At 62.7% G+C, this 13338-nt stretch carries 9 protein-coding genes, 1 pseudogene and 1 riboswitch; of the genes and pseudogenes, 1 reads left to right on the top strand and 9 read right to left on the bottom strand.

Going from position 1 to position 13338, the window contains the following annotated elements; all coding sequences use genetic code 11:
• Positions 1 to 366: 366 nt before the first annotated feature.
• The 5 genes from CQ019_RS07920 to CQ019_RS07900 form a co-directional block, all read right to left on the bottom strand.
• Entirely contained in the window at positions 367 to 1596 is a 1230-nt protein-coding gene (locus CQ019_RS07920) for an acyl-CoA dehydrogenase family protein (RefSeq protein ID WP_105569384.1), read from the bottom strand.
• Between the two features lie 33 nt (positions 1597 to 1629).
• Positions 1630 to 2856 carry an acyl-CoA dehydrogenase family protein gene (locus tag CQ019_RS07915; RefSeq protein ID WP_105569383.1) on the bottom strand — a complete coding sequence of 409 codons (1227 nt, stop codon included), beginning with the start codon at positions 2854 to 2856 and terminating at the stop codon, positions 1630 to 1632.
• A gap of 54 nt (positions 2857 to 2910) precedes the next feature.
• Positions 2911 to 3001: riboswitch (SAM riboswitch) on the bottom strand.
• Between the two features lie 336 nt (positions 3002 to 3337).
• On the bottom strand, positions 3338 to 4528 hold the full coding sequence (locus tag CQ019_RS07910; protein ID WP_258133907.1) for an MBL fold metallo-hydrolase: 1191 nt from the start codon (positions 4526 to 4528) through the stop codon (positions 3338 to 3340).
• 79 nt (positions 4529 to 4607) lie between these two features.
• A complete protein-coding gene (locus CQ019_RS07905) occupies positions 4608 to 6203 on the bottom strand; it encodes a 4-hydroxyphenylacetate 3-hydroxylase family protein (RefSeq protein WP_105569382.1) in 1596 nt (531 codons plus the stop codon).
• 43 nt (positions 6204 to 6246) lie between these two features.
• Complete coding sequence (locus tag CQ019_RS07900) at positions 6247 to 6834, bottom strand: flavin reductase family protein (RefSeq protein ID WP_105569381.1); 588 nt, start codon at positions 6832 to 6834, stop codon at positions 6247 to 6249.
• A gap of 238 nt (positions 6835 to 7072) precedes the next feature.
• Between CQ019_RS07900 and CQ019_RS07895 the strand changes: the two genes are divergently transcribed.
• Positions 7073 to 9379, top strand: a complete 2307-nt coding sequence (locus CQ019_RS07895) for a LuxR C-terminal-related transcriptional regulator (RefSeq protein WP_105569380.1) — start codon at positions 7073 to 7075, stop codon at positions 9377 to 9379.
• Positions 9380 to 9528: 149 nt separating this feature from the next.
• On the opposite strand, the gene CQ019_RS07890 is transcribed toward CQ019_RS07895, so the two are convergent.
• From CQ019_RS07890 to CQ019_RS07875, 4 genes and pseudogenes are all read right to left on the bottom strand, one after another.
• Positions 9529 to 10890, bottom strand: coding sequence for a GntP family permease (locus CQ019_RS07890; protein WP_105569379.1), 1362 nt, complete (start codon positions 10888 to 10890; stop codon positions 9529 to 9531).
• 262 nt (positions 10891 to 11152) lie between these two features.
• Positions 11153 to 12214 (bottom strand): sugar diacid recognition domain-containing protein, encoded by a 1062-nt coding sequence (locus CQ019_RS07885; RefSeq protein WP_105569378.1) that lies wholly within the window; start codon positions 12212 to 12214, stop codon positions 11153 to 11155.
• Positions 12211 to 12513 (bottom strand): annotated as a pseudogene (locus CQ019_RS07880) (aldehyde dehydrogenase family protein); the annotation flags it as partial. The pseudogene CQ019_RS07880 and the gene CQ019_RS07885, both read right to left, overlap by 4 nt.
• 509 nt (positions 12514 to 13022) lie before the next feature.
• Positions 13023 to 13325: a helix-turn-helix domain-containing protein gene (locus tag CQ019_RS07875; RefSeq protein WP_096257488.1), complete on the bottom strand. Its 303-nt coding sequence runs from the start codon at positions 13323 to 13325 to the stop codon at positions 13023 to 13025.
• Between the last annotated feature and the right edge of the window lie 13 nt (positions 13326 to 13338).

Below are 13338 nucleotides of genomic sequence, written 5' to 3'. Positions count from 1 at the left end.
GTGCTACAGGCTCGAACAAGAGCTTTCAAGCATCGAGGTCAGCTGGGAGACCCGCGGTGTTTTCGACTGCGGCGAGCATCGGATTGCCGCTGGAGACATCCTCTACCTGGCGCGTTCATTTCTGGCACCATATGCCACGGATTCTGCAGGGAACATGCGCTACGGAATCATGCAATCGCCGAGTCCGAGCGCCGCCTACTATCGGAAGGACACCGCGGACCGCGAGTTACCAGTGCTTTATCTGCAGCGAGTTGTTGTGGGCGAGGTGCATCCAGGGGGTACCGGCGAGCTGCTCGGTGATTGTTGCGCTACACGCAGCAGGCCCGGCGCTCAAGATGAGGGCTGGGCCTGCCCGCTCTGTGGATGCTACTTCGAGGCGCCGATGGCCCAAACCCGCGGCAGCTCGGTGCCGTTGACCGCCAGGTCGCCGATCAGCCGGGCCTTGAACACCCACGGGTTGTGGTTGCCGGCGGTGCGGGCATTGCGCCAGTGCCGATCCAGGTTCTTCGAAACGCTGGTGGCCGAAGCGGCCAGCGCGTCGAAGGCGTGGGTGATCGCGTTGAGCACCAGCGGGGTGAGCACCACCTGGGCCTGCGCACTGGCCAGCTCGGCCGCATCATTGGCCGCCTCGTCTTCCTCCACCGTCACCTCGCCCTCGTGCAGCGCCAGCGCGGTTTCATAGGCTCCCTGCAGGGACTGCGACACGCGTTCCACGGTTCCGGCCGCCGCGAACGCAGCCGCCGACACCTCGCCGATGACCTGCAGCAGCTGCGGATCCTCGGCGGCCACGTTGGCGGCGCCGTGGCTGAAGGTGCGCTTGCGGGCCTTCAGCTCGGCGGCGAAGTCGCGTTCGGCGGCCTTGGCGGACCCGGCCAGCACCACCAGCAGCACCTGCTGGTAGAAGGCGGTCTGGTACTTGAAGCGGGTGTCGAAGTCGATCAGGTCCTCCTCGGCGACGACCGCGTCGGTGAAGGTGGAGGTTCCGGTGCCGGTGGTGCGCTGTCCGAAGCCGTCCCAGTCATCGGCCAGCACCACGCCGGGCTGGTGCCGGTTGACCGCGGCGATCACGCGCTTGCCGGTATCGGTGCGCTCGGCGTAGGTATCCAGCCAGTCGGCGAAGATCGAGCCGGTGGAATAGTACTTGGTGCCGTTGACCAGGAACCCTCCCTCGCCATCCGGGGTGACCTTGGTGATCACCTCGCCCACCTTCACGGTGCCGATCTCGGTCCAGGAATTCCCCACCAGCTCCCCGGCGGCAAAGCGGGCCAGCCACTTGTCGCGCCCCGGCCCCGGGGCGGCTACCAGGCGGTCTTCGACGAAAGCGAAGTGGGCGCGCAAGGCCTGGGCGATGCTGGAGTCCGCGGCGGCCAAGTCCACGAGCAATTCGAAGAGCTCGGCCAAGGTGGCCCCTGCCCCGCCGTGGGAGACCGGGACGCGCAATGCGCCGAAGCCGGCGGCGGCCAGCTCGGCCACCTGCTGGTGCGGCAGTTCTCCGCTGCGGTCGCGTTCGGCGGCGCCGGCGGCGATCTTTTCAAAGTGCGGGGCGAAGCGGGTTTTCAATTCAGCCAGGCGATTGGCGGTGGCAAGTACGGTCATCAGTTCGGTCCAATCCGTGGGTGCGGTTGAGGTTTAGGTGTAGAGCGAGAGCGGCTGGGTTTCCCCGCGCAGGAAGTACGCGCCGACCTCGATTTTCTTGTAGTCCACCGGGTCGTGCAGCGAGTGGGTGCGCACATTGCGCCAGAACAGATCCAGGCCCACATCATTCTGCGTAGAGGAGGAACCGGTGACCTCGAAGATGCGGTTGGCGACCTCCACGCCGATCTCGGTGGAGACCACCTTGGCCTCGGCGATTTCCACCGCCAGCGCCGCGCGTTCAGGCTGGGTGACATTCCCCGCCTTGGCCAGCAGCGCATCGAATTTGCGGCCGAGCTTCTCGGCCAGGGCGGCCACCGCGGCGGTGCGCGCCTTCAGCTCGCCCACGGTGCGCTGGAAGACGACGTCCTGGGAGTAGCTCTCCGCCGCCGAGAGGAACCAGGCGTTCTTGCGGCCCAGCAATATCTGCTTGCCGCGGGCCAACGCGCCCTCGGCGATGCCCAGGTAGAAGTTCGCGAAGGCCAGCTGGATCCCGGGGGTGAGCAGGGTGGAGACCGGCTCGTCGGTCACCGCCCCGAGCAGATCGGCGGCCTCGATGCGCACGTTGTGGTACTTCAGCGAGTTCGAGGCGCTCAAGCGCTGGCCCAGGTAGTCCCAGTCATCGACGATTTCCAGCCCTTCCCGGTTGCGCGGGAGGACAAAGGCCAACACTTCGCCGTGGCGCGGGCCTCCGGAGACTTCGGCGTTGACGACGATCATCTCGCCGACTCCGGAGCCGGTGGAGAAACGCTTGAAACCGTTCAGCCGGAAGCCATCGTCCTCCGCGGTGAGCGTCAGCTGCGGGTCCACCGGATTCACCGAATCGCCCCAGAGCCAGCCTCCGGCCACGGTGCGCCGCCACCACTCGGCCTGGGCTTCGGCCGGAGCGTAGAAGGCGATGCCGGACTGGTTGATGTAGTGGTAGGCCAGCAGCTGGGAGATGGACCCGTCGGCCGCGGCCAGGATGCGGATGGTTTCAAAGGCGGTGGCCCAGTGCGCTCCGGCTCCCCCGAATTCGGCCGGAACCAGCAGGTTCAGCAGCCCGGCCTCGCGCAGCAGCTGCACCTCGGCGAAGGGCTGCTCGTGTTTGCGGTCGCGCTCCAGCGCATCGGCGGCCAGGGTGGCCGCGACCTGCTCGGCGATCTCGCGCCAGTGGGCGAGCTCGGCCTCGTCTGCGCTCCCGGTGTAGGGAACGCGGGGCAGTTGCGTGCTCAGTACGGTCATTTTCGTTCTCCCTTAGAGTCTTGCTCCGAAGGAAGCAGAAAGTTGCTTTCTGCTGATCCATCGAACCTGGCGTTAGCACTAGCTGCCGAATGCAGGCTTGCTGCGGCGTCGTCGAGCCAGGTCTCTCAGCCGCTCTGGATGGTTGGTACTTCGAGTCAAGCAGTTGAAGTACGAGCGAACGAGAATGCAGTCATAAGAGGCAATATGACGCTCAGAAGGGAGTCAGGATTGTTGGGTCGGGGAGAAAAATGTCGACTATTGCCTGGCACATTACAGAATAATTCGTAAAACTAGGCCAGGGTCCAGGGCGTGGAGCATCCACCAGAAAGCCGTTGTACCGCCTTTGCGCACAGTCCTGCGGTCCAGTCCTTTCGCTCTCGGGCCAACGCAAGAAGCGCAGGGGAGGTTGCGGCGGATTGCCGCCAACTGTCACCCCTGCGCACGATGCTCTGGATACGCCTGCTACGGCGCACCCCTGGACCTACTGCGTTCCGACGCCAATGACGTCGAGGTCTCGGCCGATCACCAGCTTCCCGTCGAAATCCTCGGCGCAACGCGCCCAAACCTCGTCGGGGCGGTTCCCGGGCACCAGATGCGAGAGCACCAAGGTTCCGACGTTTGCCGCCTGAGCTACCTTCCCCACGTCCTCAATCAAGGTGTGCGCCTGTATCAGATGCTGGTATAGGCCTTCTTGCGCGTCGCTGCGCGGCTGCGGGAACAGCGACTCGGGCCATGTCTTGTCGAGTACCTCGTGCACCAGGACATCGGCTCCCTGCGCCAGGGTCGTGATGTTGGGCGTCAAACCGGTGTCCCCGGAAAAGACGACGGATCCTTCTTCGGTTTCGAATCGATAGGCCAGAGACGGGAATACCGGTGCGTGGTTGGCCAGGATGGCCGAGACCTTAATGCGGTCGTCCTCGAAGAAGTCGAAAGGCTCCATGGCCGGGCAGGGATCCGAGTTGGGGTTCTTCATATACTCCTTGGGAACAGGCACATCGAACGCTTCCCAGAGCTCGTCCGGTCGCGGTTTTCGATTGTCGAAAAGGCGATCGTTGAAATCCGTGGCGAAGGCTTGGACCAGCAGGTCCGTCATCTGCTTGGTCCCAGGGGTGGGATTGCGCGGATTGAGGGGTTTGGGCGCCTTGCCTCCGCCGAATAGTTCGGGCAGTTCCCCGCGATTTCCCGGTCCCCAAATCGGCACTTTCTTCTCCACATGCTGTAACCCGTTGAAGATGCCTTCACTGAGGATGTTATTCAGATCTGCGACATGGTCCGAATGCAAGTGGGTCAGGAAGATGCCGCCGAGCGCATCCAGCGGACCGTCCATATCTGTTTCATAGTTGATCCCCAGCCGGGCTTTGCGCAACTGGCCCATAACTCCATGGCCGGCATCGATGATGTAGTAGCGGTCCCCCACCACCAGCGCGGTGGAGATTCCCTCGCGGGACCCGCCGGGCCAATAGGGAGGGCCGCCGGAAGTGCCCAGCAGCACCAGCCGGGTGTTGCTGCTGCCAGCTGGCGCCGGGCCGAATTCCCGTCTTGCTGGATCAGTCGCGCGCGCCGGGCCAGCCATGGCTCCCAGCCCGGCCGCAGCTGCGCCGAGCCCCAAACTGGCAAGCATCGCACGCCTGCCGATTCCGGCGGCCGCGGCCCGCCCGAGGATCTCGCACATGTGTTTCCTTTCATTGAGTTCTTATAACTGACGAGGGTTTCCCGCACCGCCCGGCATCCCGCCCGCTGGCTGGGTGGAATTAGCGACCGCGCTTCATGTAGGCGTTAACGTCATCGCTGTTGAATAGATCGGGAACCGTCCAGCCGTCCAGGTTGTACTCCCCCATGCACTGCTCGACCATGCCGTTCATCAGCGAGGTGGCGCCGGAATTCTTGGCATGCATGAGCATTTCGATGCGCACGTTCTCGTGGTTTCCCGAATAGTTCCGCTCGTAGAGTTCGTGCCGTCCGCCGAATTCGGAACCGATAGCATCCCAGAGCAATTTCATGAGCTTGACCCGGTCAACGGCCTGCACTCCGTTGGAACCGCGGACGTACTTGTCCAGATACGGGCGGATCTCCAGATTCTGGAAATCCAGCGCGCCGCTGGGCAGGTAGATCAGGCCCGAGGCCACATCCTGCTCGATGATTTCCTTGATCCGGCCGTAGCCCTGGGCCATGAACATGCGGTAGGCCAGCCCGTAGTCCATCTTTGGCAGCACCGAGCCATTAGGGCCCTGGTCCGGGTTGAGCATCATGCCGTCGACCAGGCCCCAGAACAGGTTGCGCCAGCCGATGACTTCTCCGGCCCTTGCCTGCACCCCGCGGAAGTCCTGGGTTCCGGTGATTTCCAAGGCCTTGAGCAGCAGTCCGGCGATGAAGTCCAGCTTCACTGCCAAGCGGATACAGCCTTGGAAGGTGAAGCGCTGGATGAAGCCGGTCTGCGGCATGAAGCCGTTGATTTGCTCCGGATCGCCGTAGGCGAAGATGTTTTCCCACGGCACCAGCACCTTGTCGAAGACGAATACCGCGTCGTTCTCATCCATGCGCGAGGACAGCGGGTAGTCGAACGGGGTGCCGGTGACCGCGGCGTTCTGCGCGTAGGAGGTGCGCGAGATCAGCTTGACTCCAGGCGCATCCATCGGCACGGTGCAGATCAGCGCATATTCCTTCTTCTTGATCGGCAGCCCATAGTGCGAGATGAAGTTGAAGTTGGTGATCGCCGAGCCGGTGGCCACGACCTTAGCCCCGGAGACGATGACGCCGTTGTCGGTTTCCTTCTCCACCTTCATGAAGACGTCGGCTACCTGATCGGGCGGCAAGTGACGGTCAACCGGGGGATTGATGATCGCGTGGTTCCAGTACAGCACCTTCTCCTGCGACTCCTTGTACCAGCGCAGGGCGTTCTCCTGGTATGGCGAGTAGAACTCCGGCATGGAACCCAGGGTTCCCAGGAACGCCGCCTTGTAGTCCGGCGAGCGCCCGAGCCAGCCATAGCTCATCCGGGACCAGGTCTCTATCGCGGTGCGCGAGTCCTTCAGATCCTGCACGGACTTCGGAACCTTGAAGAAGGGGTGGGTCATGCCGCCGGATCCGGTATCGGTCGGGACTAGCAGCTTGCCGGAGGTCGCCGGGTCGTGGAACCCGTCATATAGCCGGGCTGCCATGCGGATCGAGTTGCGGAAGGCCGGATGGGTTGTTACATCCTTGACGCGTTCGCCGTGGATGTAGACTTCTCGGCCATCGCGCAGCGACTCGATGTACTCGTCGCCGGTCATCGGTAATTTCGGGTTGGCTGGGGTGGTCCGCGCGGACATGTCGCTGGCGGATTGGGTGGGCTCGGATATCTGGGTCATGGTGTTCAGCTCCTATGGGTTGGGTCGGTCGGATTGGAGATGCTTAGAAGGATTTGAAATCGGTGCTTCCCTCGAACCAGCCGGAGGCAAGGGAGTCTCCGCAGGAGGTCCAAGGGGCACCGCCGATGTAGTCGCCGACATCGCGGAATTTGCCACCGAAGAAGCCAAGGGGTTCCAGCTCGTTGTCGCTGTGCAGGGCAATCACCCGTCCGATGACGATCAGGTGGTCGCCACCGTCGTAGGTGGCCCAGGGCTCGCATTCGAGGGTGGCGATATTTCCTTCGATTACCGGGATGTCCTGCGCGTCCGATCGCCAGGCCACTTCGCCCTTCATGGGCTTGCCGGCAAAGTTCAGGCAGGTGTCCAACTGGTTGGCGGACATGATGTTGATCGCGAAAGGTGATTCTTCCAAATATCCGGAGACCTTGTTTCCCCGGATCAGCGTGACCTGGGCAAGCGGCGGGTCGAGGGATACCGCGGTGAACGCGTTGACTGTGGCGCCGTGCGGTACGCCATCCGGGGTGCGGCAGGTGACCACCGTGACGCCGGTTGCGAATTTGCCGAAGGCGTTGCGCAATTCGCGCTGGTCGATCTTCGGCAAATGGTCTGCATCAGTGGTCTGCTGGCTCATGGCTCGCTCCTGGGTTCGAACTTCCGATGGTGCACACCAGCTTGGCCGATGCCCGGCCAGCGCACACGGGTAGAACTACCCCCTCGCATGCCCTATTTGTGTCATGCGACACAATTGGGCGTGCCAAAATGAGAGACTATAAACCAGCAGAACCTGTGTTTCGTGTTGCAGCACACGGCCTGGTAGCAACCGCGGCGACACGCAGGGAAGGCCCCGCAAGATTGGAGCTAATTCATAGATGACTAGGCATTTCAGAGATACCAGATTCTCGGAAGGGCGACTGGAAGCGACCTCTTTCATTGGACGCCGCCGGGAGCTGGAAGAGGCGAAGGCACTATTGGCGACTTCCCGGATGGTGACCTTGACCGGCCCGGGCGGCGCGGGCAAGACACGCCTGGCGGGGGAAATCACCCGGTTGGCCCACAGGGCCTACCGGGACGGTGTCGCGGTAGCCGAGCTGGCTCCGCTGAACCACAATGCTGCAGTGGCGCCCGTCGTCGCGGCTGCCCTGGACATCTCCGATCAGTCGAAGCGTTCTGCATTGGACCGCCTAGCAGACTTCTTGCAGGACAAGGAACTGCTGCTCGTGCTGGATAACTGCGAGCATGTGCTTGACGAAGTCAGCTTCCTCGTCGACCGACTACTCGCCCAGGCCCCCGGAGTACGTGTCATGGCCACCAGTCGGGAACCGATGGGCATCGCCGGCGAATCCATCTATGCCATCCCGCCGTTGTCTTTTCCTGGCCCCGATGAGCAAGTCCCTTTTGCCCAGATCGAAGGCTTTGAAGCAGTGGCCCTCTTCGTGGCACGAGCTCGGAACGTCGTCCCATCCTTTGCCCTCGATGCCGCCACGGCCCCGGTCGTCGCACAGCTTTGCGCCCAGCTCGATGGCATGCCGCTAGCTATTGAGCTGGCGACAACCCGCCTGCGCTCACTGTCGACCACCCAATTGCTGCACCGTCTCGATCGCCGTTTCCAGCTGCTCACCCAAGGCGACAGGACCGCTCTGCCACGACAGCAGACGCTACGCGCCCTGATCGATTGGAGCTACGAATTGTGCTCGGAGTCCGAGCAGCTGCTCTGGCGCCGCCTCTCCGTATTTCCCGGCAACTTCGATCTGGACGCGGTCGAGGAAGTCTGCGCGTTCGAGGCCTTGGAGCCATCCGAAATACTGGATCTGCTGGATTCCCTAGTGGCAAAGTCGATCTTGGCAGTTCGCCGGGAGGGAGAGTTCCTGTCCTACCATCAGCTGGTCAGCATCCGCGAATACGGCCAGCAACTGCTCATCGATGCTGAAGAGATCACAACCCTGAGGACCCGGCACTTCGGCCACTATCTCCAGCTGGCCGAAAACATGGTGCGCCAGTGGTGCGGTCCGGATCAAAGCCGTTTCCTGCGCACGGTCCGGGTTAACCGCCCGAATTTCGCGGCGGCCTTCGACTGGGCCCTGTCCACCCCCGGGGAAGAGAAGGCAGCTGCCCGGCTGGCGTCACTACTGCGCTACCAGTGGGTCTCCGGGAACTTCATCACTGAGGGACGCGCCCTGCTGGAGCGGATCATTAACCGGCAAGAGGACAACGCCTCCAGCGATCACGCCTCCGCATTGTGGGTGGCCGCCTGGGTGAGCCTCATCCAAGGCGAGCATGATGCAGGGGCGGACTATGCGCGGCAGTGCCTGAGCATTGCCCAACGGCTCGGCAACGGCGCCTTGGCCGCCCATGCCGAGCACTGGATTGCGCTGCACAAGCTGTTCAGCGGCGATCTGCCCGGGGCCATCGAACTTTACGAGCAGGTGGCCGCGGCCCACGCCCGGCAGGGGGATACCGCCTCGCAGCTCACCGCGCTCTTCCAGCTTGGCATGGCTGAAGTGCTCAATGACTGTCCGCAACGAGCCTTGGACACCTGCCAGCTGGTGATCGACCGCTCCGAAGCGTGCGGAGAGCTATGGAACAGAGCGTATGCGCACTGGATCAGCGCACTGAGCTATTGGAAGCTCGAGCAATACGACCGCGCTTCCAGCGAAGCTCTAGCTTCCCTGCATATCCAGCGCGAATCCTTCCAGGACGGCATCTGCATTGCGCTCAGCTTAGAGGCTCTGCAGTGGATCACAGTTTCGCAGGGAAACTTCGAACGCTCTGCCGAATTAGCCCGTGCCGTGGACTCGGTCTGGTCCGAGCTGGGAACGTCCGTGCAGGCTTTTGGCCCGCAGATGGCAGATGCTTCCTCGCGAAGCCGGCGGTTGCTTCACACGGCACTGGGTCGAGAATACAGCGCCCCCGACCGCGCCCCGCTATCCAAGGCCCAGGCTCTTGACTACGCCTTGGGCATCGAATCAAAACTCGACTCTTGCGCCATACCGAACCCGCTGACCAAAAAGGAGACCGAAGTAGCAGCATTGGTAGCCCAAGGGTTGACTAACCGCTCGATCGCCCAACGCCTGGTGGTTTCACCGCGAACCATCGACGGGCACGTAGAACGGATTTTGGCCAAGCTCGGATTCACTTCAAGGACGCAAATCGCGGTTTGGATAGCTGGCCAGCGATGATCTTTGGCTTGCCACGCACCGTCTGAGTGCGCCATCAATTCGGGCCTCCCGCCATCAGGTATCCATTGCGGCCATCCCGCCAGTTAAACCAATAACCGCGCCATCCTCTGATGGCGCGGTTATTCGTTGATGCAGGCTTCTTGGATTTACTAGAGCAGGACTGCCCCGAGGATCCAGACGGTAGCAAATGCGGCGGTGCCCTGGATGGCGGTGGCCACGCTCAAGGTCTTGTAGGCCGTGATCACCGGGATGCGGCTGAGCTGGGAGACCACCCAGAAGTAGGAATCGTTGGCATGCGAGACGACCATCGCGCCGGCGCCAACTGCCAGGACACTGAGCACCATGCCCAGTTCGGAGTCCAGACCGAGGGATCCGAGCATCGGGGCGACCAGCGCCGAGGTGGTCACCATCGATACGGTGGACGAGCCCTGCGCCGACTTCAATGCCGCGGCGATCAGGAATGGCACAGCCAGGCCGAGACCCAAGCCGCTGAGCGAATCGGAGAGGATCGTGGTCAGCTCCGAGGCTGCCAGCACAGCACCAAAGGCTGCGCCGGCACCGGTAATGAGCAGGATGGGCGCCGCGGTGCGCACGGCTTCGTGCATCTGCTCGTTGAAGTCGGCAAGCTTCTTATTGCCGTTCAGCAGCAAGGTCGCGGCGAGCAAACCGAAGATCAGCGCGATCACCGGGGTGCCGATGAAGGACAGTGCTTCCAGTGCGGCGCCTTCGCCGAAGGGATGCGATGGAAGCTTGGCGATCGATGCCGCGCAGATCAAGACCAGCGGAACGAGGATCGGCAGGAAGGCCAAGCCAGGGCTTGGCAGCTTGCCGAAGCTTGCACGCAGCTGCTCGTAATCTAGTTCGGAGATGTCGTTCTCATCCTCGGATGGCAGCGGAGTCCACGTGGACTTGTTGAAGCGGCTGGCATAGAACAGCCCGGCCATGGCCGAGACCACTGCCACCGGCAGGCCGATGGCGATGATCAATCCGAGGTTGTCGGCGATGCCGATGGACTCGGCGGCTGCCAGCGGTCCTGGGGTCGGCGGGACCATGGTGTGGGTGGCATACAGGCCGGTCATCAAGGCAATGGAGGTGGCCAGCGTGGAAACACCGGTGCGCAGGGTGATGGCCTTGCGCAGGGAGTTGAGCACCACGTAGCCCGAGTCGCAGAAGACCGGTATGGAAACGATGTAGCCGATGAGCGACAGCGTCAGGTTGGGGAATCTGGTGCCCAGCAGCTTGATCAGCGCATCGGCCATGGAGATCGCGGCCCCGGAACGCTCCAGGATGATGCCGATCATCGTGCCGAAGAGGATTACGAGGCCAATATTGCCCATGGTGCTGCCAAAGGCGGTGGTCACCGTGGAGGCGACCTCGGCGATGGGGATCTTGTAGGCGAAGGCCGCGAGGATGGCCGCGCCGATGAGGGCGAGGAAGGGGCTGATTTTCCAGCGTGCGGTGACCAGCACAATGGCCACCACGAGGATCAGCAGAACGAGGAGTTCATACACGGCGAGTTGGCTCCTTTGCCAATATCTGTGGCCCCCAGCCCGAACCTGCAATGACGCAGGCGGTCGTTCTGGGTGCGAGTTCCGGCCCGTTGCTGCCGCCCGCTATTCCGCCAGGTCAAGCTGCTCAGGCTTTTCCTGCGAAGGCTGTATCGGCCGGGAGGACCGGTTCAGCGGGCGCTCAACTTCGAGCATCTTGCCAATACTAGGGACTGCGGACTCAATCACCTATGGGCGCACGCCCATATTCTTATGCCGGAAATTCCTAGAATATGTGTTTCTGGTCTAGGGCGACCGCTGCGTAGATGGCATGCTGCAGCCGCACCGCCTGGCCGGTGTGGCGGATGTCCACCCCGGCGATCAGGGCTACGCGCTCCAGACGCTGCACCAGGGTATTGCGGTGTATGTGCAGTTCGGTTGCGGCCTGGGTCATCGATGCTGCGGCAGTGACGACCAGCAGCGTCTTCGCTTGCTCTTCGCTCAAGTCCCGGGCGGGCCGGGCAATATGGCTCAGGCTCTGCGCCGGTGTGCGCGCGATAGCGGTGGCGATTTCCGGGCTCCAGATCTCCCGGTTTCGTCGCTGGGGTATCAGCGCCGGGAGCGCCACGAGGGCACGGAGGGCTTCGGCTTCGGCCAGCAGGTGTCCGGCGCCTTCTGCCGGGGCGGAGGCAAGATAGCGCTCCGTTGCGCCTTGGTCTTCCTCGAAGGCCGGTTCGTTCGCCAGCCGGATCCGCCAGAACGCACCGGAGAGGTTGATCCAGGAAGTGCGCCGGCCCTCAACGGCCGGTACATCCAGCAATGGATCCTGCGCGCTGCGCGGGATCCATGCCTCCAGTTGCGTTGGTCCGCGCAGGCCGTGCGCTGCCAGGCTCCGGTCAATGGCTTTTGGCTCGGCCCATCCGGCCAGCAACGCGGAGATAATGTCCCGGGCTTCTGTTTCACGGCGGGTACTGCGCGAGTGCTCGCGTTCCTGGGTGAAGAGCAACTGCACGGTCAGTGCAATCAGATCGGCTAGCGGCTCGACCTCATGCGGGGCTCCGGTGACGCCGACGACCCCGCACAGCTGATTATCCAATGTGAGCGGAACGTTGACCCCGGGCTGGGTTCCGGCGCTGCCATCGGCCTGGCTGACGCGGATGATCTGGTTGCGGCGGATCGCCTCGGCGCTGCCCTCGTGATGCGTTCTGATGCGGGCCGCATCGGTGGAAGCAATGATTACCCCGTGGGCATTCATGATATTGACATGGCGGTTAATCGTCGGCGCGATGGTGTCGACGACCTTTTGCGCCAGTGCGCTGCCTAGCCGGGGCTGCTCCTGTTCGCTCATGGTTTTATCCTAGCCGTCCGAGTCGCTGGGGCCCTTTCCATACCCCAGCCGGACTGCTTAAAACCGCCAGATGGCATGTTCGCGTCCATGCCGGCTCCGGTATTCACGCGGAGATTGCCAGCCTGGATTTTCTTCGCAATCAGCAACGCCTCGGAGATGCCTCGGGTGAAAATGATCGAATTCAGCCCGCAGCCATTGCCGAAGGCTTGGCGCAGTACGACCGTGCGGGAATCTTCATCACTGAATTTAGTGTCCGCGAGCTCCGGCCCAATGATCTCTTCTTTTGACACCGACATTTCGGCTTCACATTGTTCAGGACGGTTGGCGGAACGAAGGGCCCTCCGCGCTCACCGGTTCTCCGCAGGTAACCAGTTCGGCACCTTCTGCGAGGCCCGCGGCCATGTACCCGAGCACGCATACATTCAGCACGTCTCATTATCACCGGTGACAGCTTCAGCATCCAGGTAGTCGATGAAGACCGCCGCTGGGCAAGGAAGCCCTCGCTTAGATCGAACCCGCGGGCACGTGCACCTCATCGGGTTGCCACAGGGCAAGCCACTAGGACTCAACGCCATGCTAGGCATGCCCATGCACCAACGCAGCCTGCACGGGACCTGAAAGGGCCCCTCGAACGCCCGTCAGGGCGCTCCGTACTATGCGGAACTTCATCAACAAGGTCGGCTGAACTTAGATGATTTGACCGCGCAGGAGGTTCCGCTGGAAAAGATCAATGAGGACTACTGGGCACAGGAGAGCGGAGCGATCGCCAGGGGCGTGATCCGCTTCGAAAGCGCAGCATTTCAGCGAACTAGCTCGCAAGCCGCTCGCGCGCCATTCGGCTGGATCGGGCACCGCTGGCGTCCGGCTCTTGGGCAAGCACGGAATTCCATAGTTCATCCAGCGAGAGTCCAAGGACCCCCGCGATGGCGGCAATAGTTGAGAATGCGGGGGTGGCCACTCGCCCGGACTCGATCTTGCGTAGCGTCTCCGGGGAAATTCCCGCGTCAAAGGCAATGTCAACCATGGTCCGCTCGGCTCTTGCCCGGCGCAAGAGGGCGCCGAGGCGCTCGCCGCGTTCGAGTTCTTCAAAAGTGAGGGGCAATCTAACCATAAAACCAATCATA

The organism is Arthrobacter sp. MYb229, assembly GCF_002975405.1.
Taxonomy (GTDB): Bacteria; Actinomycetota; Actinomycetes; order Actinomycetales; family Micrococcaceae; genus Glutamicibacter.
This window is presented reverse-complemented; position numbering and strand designations above follow the sequence as displayed.